The sequence below is a fragment of the Actimicrobium antarcticum genome (genome assembly GCF_039536745.1).
Lineage (GTDB): Bacteria > Pseudomonadota > Gammaproteobacteria > Burkholderiales > Burkholderiaceae_D > Actimicrobium > Actimicrobium antarcticum.
The window spans coordinates 569,518-586,483 of sequence record NZ_BAAAZE010000005.1; the positions used below are offsets into that span (position 1 = coordinate 569,518).

The window sequence follows — 16,966 nt, forward strand, 5'->3', positions numbered from 1 at the left end:
GAGCGCAAGTGAGCGAAGCTGAGTTGAAGGGCGCTCGCCGGTGTCGGGTGCAGGTCGGGGGAGGGGTGCGTGATAACATTTGCGCTTCCCGATCATGCTCCGTACCGGTACAGCTTCAGGTGCTTCATGTGATGCTGTGCTGCAAACAAAATGAAAGAACGCGTCTTGAAAGTCTCCCCTCCAGCAAAGCTCGTGATCGCTTCTCGTGAAAGCCGTCTGGCCATGTGGCAGGCTGAACACGTCCGTGCAAGACTCGCAACATTATATCCGCAGTGCCATATCGACATTCTCGGAATGACGACCCGTGGCGATCAAATTCTTGACCGGACTTTATCAAAGGTTGGCGGTAAGGGATTGTTTGTCAAGGAGCTCGAAGTGGCCATCTCCGAAGGTCGCGCCGACCTCGCCGTGCATTCGCTCAAGGATGTGCCGATGGAGCTGCCGGATGGTTTTACGCTGGCGGCGATTCTGGAGCGCGAAGATCCGCGCGACGCCTTTGTGTCGAATGACTATGCGTCGCTGGAAGATTTGCCGCCCGGTGCGATTGTCGGCACCAGCAGCTTGCGGCGCCAGGCGCTCATCGCGGCGCGCTTTCCGCATCTGGTGATACGGCCGTTGCGCGGCAATCTCGATACCCGGCTGGGCAAACTCGATCGGGGCGAATACGCAGGCATCATCCTCGCAGCTGCCGGACTGAAACGACTCGGGGTGCCGGAGCGTATCCGCATCGCCATGGCACCCGAACTCAGTTTGCCGGCTCCCGGGCAAGGCGCGATGGCCATCGAGATCAAGTCGGGGCGCGACGACCTGATCGCACTGCTGGCGCCGCTGGATCATCAGGCCACGTCCCAGGCAGTGCGCGCAGAGCGCACCGTGTCGCTGGCGTTTGGCGGCAGCTGCCAGATTCCGCTGGCGGCATTTGCTACGGTTGACGGCGAGCAGATGTTTTTGCGCGCCATGGTGGCAACGCCGGACGGCTCGCGGGTAGCCAGTGCCGAAGCCAGCGGACCGGCAAATGCGCCGGAACTTCTCGGTCAACACGTCGCCGAGGCCCTGCAAGGACGCGATGCCGAGGCCATCCTGGAAGTATGCAAGGCAGAAGCTGCCGTTGAAGGTAGCGAACTCATCCCGCCGCAATGACCCGGGCTATCGTCATCACCCGCCCGCAGGCTCAGGCGGGCGAGCTGGCGCAGCGTTTGCAAGACGCCGGGCATGCGGTGGTGATGTTTCCGTTACTGGAGATTCATGCACTGGCCGATCCGGCCCCATTGAAAGCGATATTGGCGCGGCTGGACGAGTTCGCGCTGGTAGCCTTTGTCAGCCCGAACGCCATCGACGCGACCTTTGCCCATGTGGATCGCTGGCCGGAAAGCGTGCCACTTGCAGTGATGGGCGAGGGCAGCCGGCGTACGCTGATGCACCATGGCGTGACGCCAGAGCGATACCAGATCACCAGTCCCCTCGACACCCGACGCACCGACTCGCAGACCTTGCTCAAGGTGCTGAAGCTCGACGCATTGCGCGGCCGGCGCGTGCTGATCTTGCGCGGTGAAACCGGGCGCGAATTGTTGGGCGATGCGCTGCGGGGCGCAGGTATCGAGGTGCTGCAAGTTGCCGCCTACCGCCGTGCTGCGCCGGTGTTGACGCCGGCATTGGCGGATCAGTTGCGGATGCTGCTGGCGTCAGACGACAGCTGGATCATCACCAGCTCCGAGGCCTTGCAGGTTGTTTTGGGATTTGCGAAAGCTGTTGACCCCGAGTTTGGTGTTGTTAAATTACAACAAAAAAATATTTTTGTACCCCATCAAAGAATCTGGGAAACCGCGCAAACACTCGGCTTTCGTCATGTTTGTCTGACAGATGCGGGCGACGATGGGCTCTTTACCGCGTTACAATTGCGGCCATGACTGACCTGCCAACCTCTCCCTTGCCCGGCGCCTTGCCGCCGCCCACGTCTGACGGCGACGCCTCGGGCACCCCGACGCCTTCAAACCGGCGTGCCTCATCGCCAGAATGGCTGGTGTATGCATTCATTGCGCTGCTGGCGGTGCTGCTCGTGGCGCAATGGTGGTCATGGCGTACGGAAATGCATAACCTGCGCACCGAAGCGGCGCAGCGTTTGCAGGCTGGCGACAATCTCAACAGCGAAACCAAAGGCATCGTCAAGTCACTGCAAGAAGGCACACGCGAATTGCAAAGCAAAGTAGGCGTTCTGGAAAATCGCCAGACCGAAGCCCAGAGTCAACAATTGTCGCTTGAACAGTTGTATCAGGATTTGTCCAAAAATCGTGATGACTGGGCCCTGGCAGAGATCGAACAGGTGCTCTCGACAGCAAGTCAGCAGCTGCAGCTTGCCGGCAACGTGCAGGGCGCGTTGATCGCGCTGCAGAACGCCGACCGCAGTTTGTCTCGCTCGGACAAACCCCAGTTCATCGTCATCCGTCGCGCGATTGCCAAAGACATCGACCGGCTCAAATCGCTGCCGTCGCTGGATTTGACGGGCATCGCCCTGCGGCTCGACAGCGTGATTGGCCAGATTGATGGCATGCCGCTGTTGTCGGACGAAAAACCGGCAGTCGCGGTCACCGCACCAAAAAACAATCGGCATTCGTCAGTACGTCTCGAACGCTCGCCGCCAGCGCCTGCCGCACGCGGCAACGCCGCTGCCGATTGGCCAGAGGACCTGCGCAACAAATGGAACAGTTTTGCCAGCGAAATGTGGAGCGAAATCAGCCAGCTCATCCGCGTACGGACCGTCGAGACCTCGGACGCGCTGCTGCTGTCGCCTACCCAGGCCTACTACGCACGTGAAAATCTGAAGCTGCGCTTGCTCAATGCGCGACTCGCGCTGCTGTCGCGCAATGAAAGCGCGTTCCGCAACGACATGATTGCGTCGCAAGATACGATCAGCAAATATTTCGATACCCGCGCGCGCCAGACCCAGGTCACGCAAGCCCTGCTCAAGCAGATCCAGGCCAGCAATCTGTCCATCGATATGCCGACGCTGGCAGAAAGCCTGAACGCGGTTCGCAACTATAAAGCCAAACCATAGTGCGCCTTCTTCTGCGATTCCTTGCCCTCTTTGCGACAGCTGTCGGGCTGGCCGTCGCGTCACGGTTCAATCCTGGCAATGTGGTTTTCTTTTATCCGCCGTACCGCATTGATCTGTCGCTGAACTTCTTTTTGCTGCTGCTGGCGCTGCTGTTCTGGTTGTGTTTCCTGTTGCTCAATACCTTGTCCCTGACGCAGCAGATGCCGTCACGCGTCGCTGCCTACCGCCGCGAAAAACGCGAGCGGGAAGGAATCACTGCACTGCGTGATGCCCTGAAAGCGTTTTTTGAAGGACGTTTCGGACATGCCGAAAAAGCCGCGACACGCGCAGCCACGTCACCCGATAATGCTGGTTTGTCGGCATTGATCGGCGCGCGTGCAGCGCACCGGATGCAACAGGGCGCGCGCCGCAACGCGTGGCTGGCAAAGATCGAGGACGACAGCGGGTTACGCACGGCGCGGTTGATGACCGCTCTTGAACTGCTGGTCGATGATCACGATCCGGAAAGTGCATTGGCGGCGGTCAATGAACTCAATGCCAGTGGCACCCGGCACATTCACGTGCTGCGACTGGCACTCAAGGCCAATCAGCAATCGCGCAACTGGCGCGAAGTATTGCGTCTGGTGCGTTCTCTCGACAAGAACAACGCATTGCATCCGGTCGCTTCGCGTCGACTGCGCGAACAGGCCTACGATGCGTTGCTGTCCGACCGCAGTAATGACGCGGAATCCATTCGTCGCCTCTGGAGCGACATTCCTGTCGCCGACCGTACGGCACCGTTTGTCGCCGCGCATGCGGCGATCGCGTTCAGTACTTGCGGACTGCCCAATGAAGCGCGGGCGATTATCGAACGGGCCTTGGCCGTCGAATGGAATGACGAGCTGCTGCGCACTTATCGCGACGGCGCTGGCAGCGAAGGATCGGCCGGTTTGCTGGCCCAGATCGAGCGTTGCGAAGAATGGCGGGTGCTGCATCCAACCGATCCCGAACTGGCGCTGACCCTGGGCACGCTATGCCTGAAACAAAAGCTATGGGGTAAAGCCCAGCGCCATCTGGAGCAGGCCTTGTCGGATGCGACAGAGTCCTCTACCCTGCGTAGTGCACACCTGAAACTGGCGCAACTGCATGAAGCGCTGAACCAGCCTGACAAAGCGAACGCGCATTATCGTCAATGCGCACTGGCCGAACTGGTCTCGTAGTGCGCCGCCGATCAGGCGATCGCCGGAGATAAGTCGCTATAATTCGCCGTCCACAGAATTCCTACCAACTATGAGAAAGCACCATGAGCCTGAATAACGTTTCCGCCGGCCGCGATCTGCCAAATGACTTCAACGTGATCATTGAAATCCCGATGAATGCCGATCCGATCAAGTACGAAGTCGACAAGGAATCAGGTGCAATTTTTGTGGATCGCTTCATGGGTACGGCGATGCATTATCCCTGCAACTACGGCTATGTTCCGCGCACGATTTCGGATGACGGCGATCCTGTGGATGTGCTGGTGATTACGCCGTTCCCCCTGTTTCCGGGTGTCGTAGTTCGTTGCCGCGCAATCGGCGTACTGAAGATGTCCGATGAAGCCGGCGGCGACGCCAAGGTTCTGGCCGTGCCGGTCGACAAGGTGCTGTCAATCTATACCCATTGGCAAAAGCCGGAAGATATCAATGACCTGCGCCTTCAGCAGATCCAGCATTTCTTTGAGCACTACAAGGATCTGGAAAAGGGCAAGTGGGTCAAGATCGAAGGCTGGTTTGGCCCGGAAGATGCCCGGCAGGAAATCATGGCTGGAGTGGCTGCTTTCAACAAGGCCGAGAGCGAGCCCGCTGCCTGAAGTTGACGGCTGTTAAAGCCGCTGCGCCTGACCATCGTGCCCCGGAGTCGCAATGACTGCCGGGGTATTTTTTTGTTTGTCTGATTGCAAGCCTGGCAATCGGACCAGTTTTCGGGTGATGAATTCTGTTCGTCAGACCGCCGGTGCCGTGGAAGCACCAAATAGGCGCCTCATTTCGGTGCTTTTTAACGTCTAGGCGAGAGCTCTCATGATCACAATTAATTTAATTCAATTAAATCAATGGATTAAGTTGCGCACCAAAATGGAATGAAAATTGCTTAAGTGAACTGTCAATTTTTATTTTGCATCTTTTTGGGGGTAGTTGGAATGGATGGTTTGAAAAACGGTGCCGATGCACTTTTTGTTTTACTCGGTGCAATCATGATCCTGGCGATGCATGCCGGATTTGCGTTCCTTGAACTGGGTACGGTCAGAAAAAAGAACCAGGTCAATGCCCTGGTCAAGATTCTGGTGGATTTTTCCGTGTCGACAGTGGCGTATTTCTTTGTGGGGTACAGCATTGCTTATGGTGTGCATTTTTTTTCAGCGGCCGATGTGCTTGCCGAAAAAAATGGGTATGAGCTGGTGAAGTTTTTCTTCCTGTTGACTTTTGCTGCAGCCATACCGGCCATCGTCTCCGGCGGTATTGCCGAGCGGGCACGTTTTTATCCGCAACTAATTGCGACGTCCTTGCTGGTCGGCCTGGTGTATCCGTTTTTCGAGGGCATCGTCTGGAATCAGCGATTTGGCATTCAGGGGTGGCTCAAGGAGGCTTTTTCGGCAGAGTTCCATGACTTTGCCGGATCGGTCGTGGTGCATGCCGTGGGCGGCTGGGTCGCGCTGGCGGCGGTACTGTTGCTCGGCGCACGACGGGGGCGTTACACGAAAGAAGGCGCAATCGCAGCCCATCCGCCATCGTCGATTCCTTTTCTCGCGCTGGGTGCGTGGATTCTGACGGTGGGCTGGTTTGGTTTTAATGTCATGAGTGCGCAGTCGCTCGACAAGATGAATGGACTGGTCGCCGTCAATTCGTTGATGGCAATGGTGGGTGGGACGCTGGTTGCGTTGGTACTCGGCAAGAACGATCCCGGCTTTGTGTACAACGGCCCGCTGGCAGGATTGGTCGCCGTGTGCGCCGGGTCCGACTTGATGCATCCGCTGGGTGCGCTCGTTACCGGAGGCCTGGCCGGTGGCATTTTTGTCTGGATGTTCACGCTCACGCAAAACAAGTGGAAGATCGATGATGTGCTGGGTGTCTGGCCGTTACACGGATTGTGCGGAGCGTGGGGCGGTATTGCTGCTGGCATATTCGGTTCGAAAGCACTTGGTGGCCTGGGTGGGGTCTCGCTGGCCTCGCAGGTCATCGGCACCACGATGGGCATCGGCATCGCGCTGGTGGGTGGATTCCTGATCTACGGTCTGTTGAAACTGGCAATGGGGATCCGGCTCGATCCCGAGGAAGAGTTCCAGGGAGCCGATCTGTCGATACATCACATTTCGTCCACACCGGAACGCGAGTCGAACTGGTAGAACGCATAGGCACGCACAGGCACGCATAGGCAACGCAATATCGTCCTCCAGTGATGAACCGTGACGCTGATGCCGTGGCACAGCAATAAAACCGATATGCGCGTTACCGAACGGAATTGTCGGCGATGGTCGCGTAGCCTTCGACTTGATCGCATATCGTCCCGTGGTGCTTATCCGGGACGCCGCGAGCAGATCAACTGAGAACGCGATTTGCAGGAGTGATGGTTTGATCTGCCACCGCTGGTCCTTACCGCCAGAAACCGATCGACTCTGGCTGGCTGCCCACAATCTCGTGCGTAGTTCCGTAGTGCTTCGAAAAGGAAATAATCATGATGATCTCAAAACAACTTGCTACTGCTGCCGCGATACTTGCCCTCGGCAGTGCTTTGGGTGGATGCATTACGTTGCCAGCAGGCCCCGCAGGACCGCAGGGCGAGCCAGGCTTTACCGGTGCCACCGGTAACACCGGCTCAACGGGTTCCACCGGCTACACCGGAGCGACCGGCGCTACTGGCGGAACAGGCGCGACCGGCGCAACCGGCTATACCGGCGCAACTGGCTACACGGGTGCCACCGGCGAAACGGGTGCAACTGGTTATACGGGCGCAACAGGTAACACGGGCGCTACCGGGTCAACTGGCGCGCGTGGAAATGCCGGCGCCAGGGCGACCGGTGACACCGTCGTCATCGTTCCGGCGCCACGCTAAGCAAGCTCCGACGGGCCTTGCCCTGACCGGGCGGGCTCGTCTATAAGAGCCTGGTCGATGCTCTCGTTGGCCGGCCCGCATGGTGCCCGGCCAATTTTTCGCAAGTAGTCCGGTTTCGGGATGAGACGTTGTCTCCGAAAAGACAACTGACCCAATTTCTGTCTCGCGCGAAGCCCACGGTGAGAATTCGCAAGCACGCAGGGCCGGATATCCGAAACCCGTGCGTTATCATGCACACATGCCCCAACACTCTTTCCTGTACATGAAACCCGGCGAATGGGCCGCAGCCGCCGCGCGTTCAATCATGAGCTGGTGGGCCATGATCTATCTTGGCGCCATCGCCATCGTGATGGCGTTTTCACCATCGACTTACATCCACCAAAACCGTATCACCATTTCCCGTTGCATCCACGCGAGCACCTGGCAGGTATTGCCCTGGTTCGCCCTGCTGAGTGCGCTGGTGTGCCAGGTCGTGATTCGGATTGTCGTGGTGACCGCACTGAGCTACGGCCTGTCGCAATATGCGCTTGAAATGGTCGTGCGCGTGCTGGTGCTGGAACTGATCCCCTTGTCCGCTGCGCTATTCGTGGCGCTGCGCTCCGGACTGGCGTTCAATGCCGGTGCGATGACGTTAGTTCCGGCGCAAGTCGTGTCGCCAAGGTTGTCGGCTGCCAGCGTTACCCGGGTGCGCAGCGAGCTGGTGCCGCAGGTGATCGCCGCCGCTTTCGCCGTCTTCACTCTGGCCATGGTCAGTAGCGTCATTGTTTTGCTGCTGGCTTACATCAATGTATATGGCCTGTCTCCATGGGGTGTGGTGGACTACACCCGTACCGTCGGCCGGGTCTTCGAGCCGGTCGTGACGATCGGCTTTATTCTCAAAACCGTGCTCTTCGGAATGGCTGTCGCCGTCATCCCGATGGCCGCGATCCTTGAAGCATCCCGTCAGGCCCGCCAGCTGCCGTCAACGGTCCAGCCCGGCGCACTGCGTTTGCTCGTTGTACTGTTGTTGATCGAAGCCGGCTCGCTGGCGATCAAATACATTTAACCTGGACAATGATTCTCATGGAACCACCCGTCGATGAAGCCGCTCCCGTCGCCCACGTTGAATTCAAGGCCGTCGTCCTTCTGATCCTGATGACTGCGCTGGTGTGCAGCTTTTTGTTGTACGTGATGTATGCGCGCGGCGTATTCGAATCTACCCAGCGGCTCGTGCTGATGGCGGACGACTCCGAAGGCGTGATCGTCGGCATGGACATGACATTTTCGGGATTTCCGATCGGTCGGGTGCAACGCATCGAGCTTGCGCCCGATGGCAAGGCGCGCATCCTCATTGACGTCCCGCGCAAAGATGCGCACTGGTTGCGCACGTCCAGCATTTTTACGCTGGAGCGCGGTATGGTCGGCGACACGCGTATCCGGGCTTTTACAGGAATTTTTACTGATCCACCGTTGCCGGAAGCATCGGTGCGTACCGTGTTGCGCGGTGACACCGCCGCTGAAATTCCACGGCTTGTCGCTGCGGCGCGCGCCTTGCTGGACAATCTCGGCAACATGACCGGCGCCGAGTCCAGCCTGAACACCAGTCTGGCCAATGTACAGGCAGCCACTGCCCGCATGTCAGGTCGGTATGGTTTGCTGGGTGGGGCGCTGGGCAGTGACGAGAATGCCAAAAAGCTGATCGGCACGCTCGACAATATCAACGTCCTGCTGGCAAAAACCGACCAGCGCGTTTTTGGAAAAAGTGGTGTCATGCAAGACGCTCAGGCCACGATCGTCCAGCTCAATGCGGTACTCGGCGACGCCCGCACCAGCCTCAAAAAAGTCGACAGCGTGCTGGCGGAAGCACAAGCGGTAGGGGCCAACGCCCGGCTGGCCACCAATGACCTAGGTGCGTTGCGCGCCGAGGTCGACACCAGCCTGCGCAAAGTCACCAATCTGGTCGATGAAATCAATCGGAAATGGCCTTTTGCACGGGATACGGAGCTCAAACTGCCATGAGAATTTTTTCGGTTTTTTGCATCGGCTTGTTGGTAGCGGGTTGTGCCACCAAGCCGCCTGTGCCTGGCTGGAAAGCCAATGCACATGGCGCGCTGGACAGCTTTTCAGCGGCCTACCTGACTGGCAATACGCGTATTGCAGATCAGGAGTTCAGCCGTGCCCGCCTTGAAATCAGCAGCACCGGCAAGGGCGATTTGCTGGCGCGTGCCGAGCTGGTCCGATGCGCTAACCGGGTAGCCAGCCTGGAATTCGATCAGTGTGCCGGCTATCAGCCGCTGGCGGGGGATGCTGGCGCCATCGAGCGCAGCTACGCCGCATTGTTGACCGGGCGATGGCAAGACGTTGATGCGTCAGTGCTGCCGGCGCAGTATCGTGCCGTGCTGGCGGGCGCTGCGTCCAGCAGTAGTGCGAGCGTCATTGGCTCTATCGATGATCCGCTGTCACGCCTGGTTGCGGCAGGCGTCCTGCTGCAAGCCGGCGCCATCAACCCCGCCGACATCACGGCAGCGACCGAGACGGCATCAGAGCAAGGCTGGCGTCGCCCCTTGCTTGCATGGCTGGGAGTACAAGCGCAACGCGCCCGGGACGGCGGCGACCTGGCTGCGCTGGCACGTATTGAACGGCGTATCGGGTTGACCTCTGCACCGCTGAAATAGCATGGCGTGATCGACGATCCGGTTCGATTCAGGATGGTGTTGCACGACGCAGTATTTGCAGCACTCGCCCGCCAAACAGATTCACCGCCAGTCCGCCCAGCACCAGCATGCCGGCGACGATCTTCCACCAGTCCATCGATTCGCCCAGTACTATCGCCGCACCCAGCATTCCCGCTACCGGCACCAGCAAGGCAAACGGGGCGATGGTCGCGGTCTGGTACTTGCGCATCAGTACCGACCAGATCCCGAATCCAAGTATCGTATTCGGATACGACTGGAACAACACGGCGGCTGCCGAGACCCAGGTCAGGTGGGTTGCGGCACTGATCCATGCAGCGGTTCCCTCGATCACCAGTGAGGTCAACAGTAACGGTGGCGTTGCGACGACCGATGCCCACACCACCAGTTGCAGCGGATTGACCCCGACCATTTTTTTCGACAGGATGTTGGCGATCGCCCAGCAGAATCCGCCCGCGATGACCATCGCAAAACCGATCAGTGTCGGCTTGGCGTCGAGCTGTGTTGCCACCAGGATGATGCCGCCCAGCGCGATCAGCGCGCCGACCAGTTGCGTCACACGCGGCCGCTCGCCGAGCAGCAGCACGGCCAGTCCGATCGTGAAAAAGACCTGTAACTGAATCACCAGCGACGCCAGCCCTGGCGGGAAGCCAAGATGCATGCCGGAGAACAGCAAGGTAAATTGAAACGCAAACTGGAACATGCCGAAGCCCACCAGCAACCGCAACGGAATTGCCGGTCGCTTGACGAACAATGCCAGCGGCAAGGCGGCAAACAGAAAGCGCAATGCCGTAAACAGAATCGGTGGCAGACCTTGCAAGCCGAGTTTGATGACAACGAAATTGATGCCCCAGATAGTGACAACGGTGAGTGCGAGAAAAATATCGGTGGTTTGCATTAGGTCGAGGCAGTAGAGAGGAGCGCTGATTGTACGGGGTCGTACCGGTAATGCCACTGATGGCCTGCGGCTTGGCGATGACTGTTCCTGACGCAGTTTGCGGCCGGTGTTTTTTTACACACACGAAAAGTCGACAATTGATGTGTGGTACGGCATGATCAGCATCATGTCGTCGCGCACATTTCACGCACTCGTCGGTGGCGCCGCATGATCCGCACAGAGCAAAAACCGACCTTCCTTATTCGCCAATAACGATAGCGCCCATGACAGCTGTTCCATCTTCTGCACACCACGATGATCCGTGCGCTGTTCGCGCGGCGCTATTGCTGAAAATCGCCAACGATCCCAATTTGCCTGCACTCGCAAGTTCGATCTCGCAGGTGGTGCAGATGGCGTCGTCGGGCGATGATGCCGTGCGCGATCTGGCGCGTTTCGTCTTGTCCGATGCGTCGCTTACGCAAAAAATCCTGCGTCTCGCCAATACCGTGACGTACCGCGTCACGGCCAGCGGCCAGGTGACGACGATTTCGCGCGCGATTTTTGTGCTTGGATTTGATGCGGTCAAGACCACTGCACTGGCCATCCTGCTGGTTGATGGCATGACCGGAAAACATGCGGTCGATGTGCGCGCCGAGCTATCCCATGCGATGTGCGCCAGCATCGTCGGCCGTGAACTGGCGCGGCGCAGTCATTTCAAGGATGCCGAAGAAGCTGCCGTCGCCGCACTATTCAAAAACATGGGCCGCTTGCTGGTGGCCGCCCACGATCATCAGTTATACAAAAGCATCATCGGATTGATGGAGACCGACGGTTCGTCGCCGGCGAATGCATCGATGGCACGGCTGGGCTGCAGTTTCGAGACGCTGGCCGAATCGGTGCTGTACGAATGGAAAATTCCCGACAGCATTGTCAAGGCGCTGGCTCCGTTGCCTCCGGGACTGGTCAAGGCGGCAAAAAGCCGTCACGAATGGATGCAGCAGGTGGCGGTCTTCAGCACCATGGCGGCCACGCTGATTCCGCAAATGAGCCAGCCCGGTGAAGACGCGGCCAGTCGTGTCTTGCTGGCGCGTTTCGGCACGGCATTGGGACTTGATCAGCCCACCCTGACGACGCTGCTTGCCTCGGTAATCGAACAAGCCAGCGTTCTGAGCGCGTTCGATACTGCGAGCACGGCTGACAGTGCGCTGGCTGCAGCGGACGATGATGCAACCATGCTGCCGACGGAACTGCTGATGCGCGTCGAGCCCGAGCTCGATATGTCGGTCGACACATGCCACCCGAGCGGAAAGCCCATGAACTCGCGAGAGTTGTTGATGACCGGCGTCAGAGACGTCACCGAGATGATGGCGTCTGGCCGTTCCCGGCCCAACGATGTCGCGCTACTGGTGCTGGAAACTTTGCATCACAGTCTGGGTTTGCGTTTTTCGACAATCTGCGTGCGTGATTCGAAGTCAGGGCAGTTCAAGGCCAGATTGTCATTAGGAGAAAAGAATACGGCACGTCAGGCTGGCTTTGGCTTCACCACTGAGGCCGGGCGCGACCTGTTTGCGCTGGCCTTGAAGAACGATGCTGATTTGATGATTGCGGATGCGATGGTGCCCACTATTGCGGTCCTGATTCCGGTGTGGCACCGCGGCTTGTTGCCGGATGCGCGCAGTTTCATTGTCTTGCCACTGCTGATCCAGGGAAAATCGTTCGGACTGTTTTACGGCGACAGGATCTACCCGTCGCCCGAAGGCGTGCCAACCGATGAAACGGCGCTCATCAAAATGTTGAAAGGACTGCTGATTTCGGCACTGGTCCCGCGCTAAAACTGTAATTGCATCAGCAACAGCGTGAGCAGGACGCCTGCCACGAGCGCGCATCCGGCCAGAAATGGTGTGCGCCGGATGATGGGCGCATCGTCAGGATCGTCGGTCTGCAGCATGGGCAACGCCATCCTGAGCTTGCGCCGGGCGCGCTTGCCGGCGATCAGGTAGCGTTTGAGGTCGAGCGTCATTGCGCCTGCGCTCTGATATCGCCGGTCTGCCTGTTTGCTCATGGCCTTCGTCACGATCCGCGACAGGATCATCGGGATGGCGCTATCAAGTTCATGCGGTTTGTCGGCAGCCTTGTGCGCAATCAGGTGTAGCAGCTTGTCGGTGTCTCGCGACTGGAACGGCTTGCGGCCGGTCAGCATCTCGAACATGACAGCGCCGAGGGAATAAATATCGGTGCGACGATCGACTTCGCGCCCGGTGGCCTGTTCCGGCGACATGTAGTTGGGCGTTCCGAGCAAATTATTGCGAAACAGCGTGACCGGTGGTTCGTCGATGGACAGCTGTTCAGCCACGCGGTTGGGTGCGCGGGCAATACCAAAGTCGACCAGTTTGGGTTGATGGTCGTCGACCAGGAAAATATTCGCTGGTTTGATGTCGCGATGCACGACCGCATGCCGGTGGGCGTAATCCAGCGCATCAGAGAGCTTCCAGATGATCGATGCGACTTCGTCGTAATCAAACTTGTGGCCGTCGTCGAGCAGTTTGTTCAGTTCGCGGCCGTGCAGCAATTCCATTGCCATATACGTTATCGGCCCTTCGCTGGACGCCTCGAAAATGGTCACGATATGCGGATGCGACAACCTGCCTGCCGCCCGTGCTTCGTTGATCAGTTGTTGTTCGCCTGAGCGCCGGGATTGCGACTGCGAGGTCGGGTTGAACGTCTTGATTGCCACATCCCGGTCGATCACCGGATCGTGGCCGACATACACGGCGCCGAGCGAACCTCGCCCCAATTCGCGCGTGATGTGAAAGCGACCGATGCGGCTCGGAAGCGGAGCTGGCGTCGCCTGCTTGCCAGATGGTTTTTCAGTCGTCATGCCGTGCCCAGCTTGCGGAATCAGCAGTCAAGCTACAAGCCGGGCAGTGCATTCGTCAACCGTAATTTTCAGGTGTTGTTAGCGCGGAATGGATTGCGCTCGTTGAGTTCATCCATGTATGACTCGATGCCACCAGTTTCGCGTTCCAGGAAGCGTTCGACCGCATCCGAAAAATCCGGATGTGCCAGCCAGTGTGCCGACCAGGTTTTTTGTGGCAGGAAGCCGCGCGCCATTTTATGCTCGCCCTGGGCGCCGCCTTCAAAACAGCCGATCCGGTTGGCGATGCAGAATTCAAGTGGCTGGTAATACGCGGTCTCGAAATGCAGGCAAGGCACGTCTTCGATCGCGCCCCAGTACCGGCCATATAACGTGGCGCCATCGTGAATGACCAGTGACGACGCAATCGGGACCCCATTCCTTTCTGCAATGATCAGCAGGATGTGTTGCGGCATCTCTGCGCCGATGCGATGGAAGAATGCCAGATTCAGGTACGGCGTCGAATGATGGGCGGCATAGGTCTGCGCGTAGCAGCGGTTGAAAAAGCGCCAGTCTGCCTCGGTCGCGTCTGCACCGCGCACTTGCCGGAACAGGATGCCTTGCTCGGCCACCTTGCGTCGCTCTGCGCGGATGTTCTTGCGCTTCTTGCGCTCCAGTGTCTCCAGAAATTCATCGAAGCTGGCATAGCCCGGATTGATCCAATGAAACTGCACGCCGGAGCGCAACATGAATCCTGCCTCCTTTAATTGCATCGCCTGTTCTGCCGGCGGATACAGCACATGGGTGGATGACATCTTGCTGTTGACCTGTATGGCGCAAAGCGCCTTCAGCAGCGCTGCCCGGGATACCTCATCGCGCGCCAGCAAACGCGCGCCTGTCACCGGCGTGAAGGGAATCGACGACAACAGTTTCGGGTAATACTCCAGGCCGTGGCGCTGGTAGGCATCGGCCCACGCCCAGTCAAAAACGTATTCACCATAGGAATGCGTTTTGGCATACAGCGGTATGGCGGCAACCAGAACCTGTTCCTCGTGCGGGTCCCGTTCTTCCCACAGCGTGATGAATTGCGGTTGCCAGCCCGACTTGATGGAGGCACAGCCGGTCTCGTGTAATGCATCAAGAAATGCGTAGGAAAGGAAGGGATTCGCGTTGGCCTGCAGGGCGAGTAATCCATCCCATGCCGGTTGGCCGATGGTGCTCAGGGACGAGATGATTTGCGTGCGATAATTCAATTGTTCCCCACTTAAATTTGCCTGTCATCTAGTCGGTTCCGGAGGGTCACAGTAACCTTCCAGAATGATTCCGCTTGCATGTCAGCTTGCATGCTTTGTTCGGTTTTTAATGCGGTTTTTAATGCGGTTTTTTATTCGGTTTTTTATTCGATTTCCAGCTACCCACCATGACAATCAAAGTCGCCATCGCGCAAATCAACAGCACCGTCGGTGATCTTGCGGGCAACCGCTCGCGTATTTTTTCTTTTGCCCAGCGGGCTTTTGCGCTGGGTGCAGATATTGTCGTGACACCCGAATTGTCACTGGTCGGCTATCCGCCCGAAGACCTCTTGTTACGCGATGCATTTTACGCACAATCAGCGCAGGCAGCCGAGGCGCTAGCCGCCGAGCTGACCGTGTTCCCCGGCTTGCACGTCGTGGTCGGATTGCCACTGCTGCAGCACGGATTGCGCTTCAATGCAGCTGTGGTGCTGGCTGATGGCAAGGTCATCGCCACCTACTGCAAAGCCGAATTGCCCAACGATTCGGTATTCGACGAAAAGCGCTATTTTTCGGCAGCCGACGCGGCATGTGTGTTTGAGCTCAAAGGTGTGCGGTTCGGCCTCAACATTTGCGAAGATACCTGGTTCTCGCGCGCACCGGCGCGTGCCAGGGCCGCCGGTGCGCAGGTGCTGCTGGTGCCCAATGCTTCACCGTATCACATGAACAAGCAGCATTTGCGCTACGACCGCATGCGCGCCCATGTCAGTGCACAGGACATGGCGCTGGTGTATGCCAATCTGGTCGGCGGCCAGGATGAACTGATTTTTGACGGCAATTCATTTGTGCTGGACCGCAGCGGCCAGATTCAGGCACAACTGAAGCACTTCGGTGAAGACCTGCAGGTCATCGAGTTCGATGGCGCGACGCCGTTACCTGCTCAAGTCCACCCCGCACTGCCGGTCGAAGCGCAGGTGTATGAGGCCATGGTGCTTGGCGTGCGCGATTACATCGGCAAGAATGGTTTCCCTGGTGTGCTGATCGGTTTGTCGGGTGGCGTCGATTCGGCGCTGACACTGGCCGTGGCCGTCGATGCTTTGGGTGCCGACAAGGTGCGCACGGTCATGATGCCATCGCCGTACACCGCCGAGATCTCCTGGATCGATTCGCGCGACATGGCGCAGCGTACCGGCGTACGCTACGACGAAATTCCGATCGCGGATTGTTTCTCGGCATTCAAACACACGCTGTCCGACGAATTCGCTGGTCTGGCCGAAGACACCACCGAAGAAAACATTCAGGCACGCATCCGCGGCACCATCCTGATGGCGCTGTCGAACAAGCATGGATCGATTGTTCTCACTACCGGCAACAAGAGCGAAATGGCGGTTGGCTACTGCACGTTGTATGGCGATATGGCAGGTGGTTTTGCTGTTCTCAAGGATATCGCCAAAACGCTGGTGTACCGGCTCTGCGCATACCGCAATGGCATTTCCGAAGTCATACCGACACGCATCCTGACTCGCGCCCCGTCGGCAGAATTGCGGCCCGACCAGACCGACCAGGATTCGCTGCCGCCGTACGAAGTGCTGGACGCCATCATGCAAATGTTCATGGAAGAAAACCGCAGTGTCGCTGATATTCTGGCGGCAGGATTTCGCAAGGAAGATGTGGACCGGATCACGCATCTCATCAAGATCAATGAATACAAACGACGTCAGTCACCGGTCGGAATCCGTGTCACGCACCGCGCTTTCGGGCGCGACTGGCGCTATCCGATCACGTCGAAATTTCGCGGCTAGATTAGAATCAAACGATGTTTCACGTTCCGGGCACAAGCTTGTCTCCGGAAACCCTTTAAGGATCTGCCATGAAACAAATCACCGCCATTATCAAACCCTTCAAACTCGACGAAGTCCGTGAGGCTTTGGCCGAAGTGGGTGTCACTGGCCTGACCGTCACCGAGGTAAAAGGTTTTGGCCGACAAAAGGGGCATACCGAGTTGTATCGCGGCGCTGAATACGTGGTCGATTTTTTGCCTAAGGTGAAAGTCGAGGCAATCGTCGATGATGCCGCACTGGAAGCGGCCATGGATGCCATCATCAAGGCAGCACGCACCGGAAAAATTGGCGACGGCAAAATCTTTGTACAGAACGTGGAGCAGGTCATCCGTATTCGCACCGGCGAGACGGGCTCCGACGCAGTCTGATC

Annotated in this window: 16 protein-coding genes; 13 read left to right on the top strand and 3 right to left on the bottom strand. The window is 58.2% G+C overall.

Translation table 11 applies throughout. From position 1 onward, the window contains the following. Positions 1-165: 165 nt before the first annotated feature. The 10 genes from hemC (at position 166) to ABD720_RS05430 (ending at position 9,774) form a co-directional block, all read left to right on the top strand. Entirely contained in the window at positions 166-1,140 is a 975-nt protein-coding gene (gene hemC, locus ABD720_RS05385) for a hydroxymethylbilane synthase (protein WP_344762207.1), read from the top strand. Next, the gene (locus tag ABD720_RS05390; protein ID WP_344762209.1) at positions 1,137-1,907 is read left to right on the top strand and encodes a uroporphyrinogen-III synthase; all 771 of its coding nucleotides are present in this window, start codon (positions 1,137-1,139) and stop codon (positions 1,905-1,907) included. The genes hemC and ABD720_RS05390 overlap by 4 nt, the downstream gene beginning before the upstream one ends. Next, positions 1,904-3,052, top strand: a complete 1,149-nt coding sequence (locus tag ABD720_RS05395; RefSeq protein WP_344762210.1) for a uroporphyrinogen-III C-methyltransferase — start codon at positions 1,904-1,906, stop codon at positions 3,050-3,052. Before ABD720_RS05390 ends, ABD720_RS05395 begins: the two co-directional genes overlap by 4 nt. Further along, the gene (locus tag ABD720_RS05400) at positions 3,052-4,251 is read left to right on the top strand and encodes a heme biosynthesis protein HemY (protein ID WP_344762211.1); all 1,200 of its coding nucleotides are present in this window, start codon (positions 3,052-3,054) and stop codon (positions 4,249-4,251) included. Before ABD720_RS05395 ends, ABD720_RS05400 begins: the two co-directional genes overlap by 1 nt. A gap of 83 nt (positions 4,252-4,334) precedes the next feature. Then, positions 4,335-4,883 carry an inorganic diphosphatase gene (ppa, locus tag ABD720_RS05405; protein WP_344762213.1) on the top strand — a complete coding sequence of 183 codons (549 nt, stop codon included), beginning with the start codon at positions 4,335-4,337 and terminating at the stop codon, positions 4,881-4,883. A gap of 327 nt (positions 4,884-5,210) precedes the next feature. After that, on the top strand, positions 5,211-6,413 hold the full coding sequence (locus tag ABD720_RS05410) for an ammonium transporter (RefSeq protein ID WP_344762214.1): 1,203 nt from the start codon (positions 5,211-5,213) through the stop codon (positions 6,411-6,413). Positions 6,414-6,742: 329 nt separating this feature from the next. Beyond that, positions 6,743-7,120 carry a collagen-like protein gene (locus tag ABD720_RS05415; protein WP_344762215.1) on the top strand — a complete coding sequence of 126 codons (378 nt, stop codon included), beginning with the start codon at positions 6,743-6,745 and terminating at the stop codon, positions 7,118-7,120. Positions 7,121-7,358: 238 nt separating this feature from the next. Beyond that, positions 7,359-8,165, top strand: a complete 807-nt coding sequence (locus ABD720_RS05420) for an MlaE family ABC transporter permease (protein WP_344762216.1) — start codon at positions 7,359-7,361, stop codon at positions 8,163-8,165. Between the two features lie 17 nt (positions 8,166-8,182). Then, a complete protein-coding gene (locus ABD720_RS05425) occupies positions 8,183-9,118 on the top strand; it encodes an MlaD family protein (RefSeq protein WP_344762217.1) in 936 nt (311 codons plus the stop codon). Continuing rightward, complete coding sequence (locus tag ABD720_RS05430; RefSeq protein ID WP_344762218.1) at positions 9,115-9,774, top strand: hypothetical protein; 660 nt, start codon at positions 9,115-9,117, stop codon at positions 9,772-9,774. Before ABD720_RS05425 ends, ABD720_RS05430 begins: the two co-directional genes overlap by 4 nt. Before the next feature lie 28 nt (positions 9,775-9,802). Here ABD720_RS05430 and ABD720_RS05435 read toward each other — a convergent pair whose 3' ends face one another. Beyond that, complete coding sequence (locus ABD720_RS05435) at positions 9,803-10,690, bottom strand: EamA family transporter (protein WP_344762219.1); 888 nt, start codon at positions 10,688-10,690, stop codon at positions 9,803-9,805. A gap of 263 nt (positions 10,691-10,953) precedes the next feature. Here ABD720_RS05435 and ABD720_RS05440 point away from each other — a divergent pair, with 263 nt between their 5' ends. Further along, positions 10,954-12,501 (top strand): HDOD domain-containing protein, encoded by a 1,548-nt coding sequence (locus tag ABD720_RS05440; protein WP_344762220.1) that lies wholly within the window; start codon positions 10,954-10,956, stop codon positions 12,499-12,501. Here the strand turns inward: ABD720_RS05440 and ABD720_RS05445 are convergent. Both ABD720_RS05445 and ABD720_RS05450 read right to left on the bottom strand, forming a co-directional pair. Then, complete coding sequence (locus ABD720_RS05445) at positions 12,498-13,547, bottom strand: serine/threonine protein kinase (protein ID WP_344762221.1); 1,050 nt, start codon at positions 13,545-13,547, stop codon at positions 12,498-12,500. The two genes, ABD720_RS05440 and ABD720_RS05445, sit on opposite strands and share 4 nt — an antisense overlap. A gap of 68 nt (positions 13,548-13,615) precedes the next feature. Next, positions 13,616-14,776: a GNAT family N-acetyltransferase gene (locus ABD720_RS05450; RefSeq protein ID WP_344762222.1), complete on the bottom strand. Its 1,161-nt coding sequence runs from the start codon at positions 14,774-14,776 to the stop codon at positions 13,616-13,618. 167 nt (positions 14,777-14,943) lie between these two features. Between ABD720_RS05450 and ABD720_RS05455 the strand changes: the two genes are divergently transcribed. After that, positions 14,944-16,557 (top strand): NAD+ synthase, encoded by a 1,614-nt coding sequence (locus ABD720_RS05455; RefSeq protein ID WP_344762223.1) that lies wholly within the window; start codon positions 14,944-14,946, stop codon positions 16,555-16,557. Between the two features lie 68 nt (positions 16,558-16,625). Beyond that, positions 16,626-16,964, top strand: coding sequence for a P-II family nitrogen regulator (locus ABD720_RS05460; protein WP_344762224.1), 339 nt, complete (start codon positions 16,626-16,628; stop codon positions 16,962-16,964). Positions 16,965-16,966 lie beyond the last annotated feature (2 nt).

What these genes read in the sequence shown, in the direction of transcription:
- ABD720_RS05390 (WP_344762209.1), top strand. Translation starts at nt 1,137, where the DNA reads ATGACCCGGGCTATCGTCATCACCCGCCCGCAGGCTCAGGCGGGCGAG.
- ABD720_RS05395 (WP_344762210.1), top strand. Translation starts at nt 1,904, where the DNA reads ATGACTGACCTGCCAACCTCTCCCTTGCCCGGCGCCTTGCCGCCGCCC.
- ppa (WP_344762213.1), top strand. Translation starts at nt 4,335, where the DNA reads ATGAGCCTGAATAACGTTTCCGCCGGCCGCGATCTGCCAAATGACTTC.
- ABD720_RS05410 (WP_344762214.1), top strand. Translation starts at nt 5,211, where the DNA reads ATGGATGGTTTGAAAAACGGTGCCGATGCACTTTTTGTTTTACTCGGT.
- ABD720_RS05415 (WP_344762215.1), top strand. Translation starts at nt 6,743, where the DNA reads ATGATGATCTCAAAACAACTTGCTACTGCTGCCGCGATACTTGCCCTC.
- ABD720_RS05420 (WP_344762216.1), top strand. Translation starts at nt 7,359, where the DNA reads ATGCCCCAACACTCTTTCCTGTACATGAAACCCGGCGAATGGGCCGCA.
- ABD720_RS05425 (WP_344762217.1), top strand. Translation starts at nt 8,183, where the DNA reads ATGGAACCACCCGTCGATGAAGCCGCTCCCGTCGCCCACGTTGAATTC.
- ABD720_RS05430 (WP_344762218.1), top strand. Translation starts at nt 9,115, where the DNA reads ATGAGAATTTTTTCGGTTTTTTGCATCGGCTTGTTGGTAGCGGGTTGT.
- ABD720_RS05435 (WP_344762219.1), bottom strand. Translation starts at nt 10,690, where the DNA reads ATGCAAACCACCGATATTTTTCTCGCACTCACCGTTGTCACTATCTGG.
- ABD720_RS05440 (WP_344762220.1), top strand. Translation starts at nt 10,954, where the DNA reads ATGACAGCTGTTCCATCTTCTGCACACCACGATGATCCGTGCGCTGTT.
- ABD720_RS05445 (WP_344762221.1), bottom strand. Translation starts at nt 13,547, where the DNA reads ATGACGACTGAAAAACCATCTGGCAAGCAGGCGACGCCAGCTCCGCTT.
- ABD720_RS05455 (WP_344762223.1), top strand. Translation starts at nt 14,944, where the DNA reads ATGACAATCAAAGTCGCCATCGCGCAAATCAACAGCACCGTCGGTGAT.
- ABD720_RS05460 (WP_344762224.1), top strand. Translation starts at nt 16,626, where the DNA reads ATGAAACAAATCACCGCCATTATCAAACCCTTCAAACTCGACGAAGTC.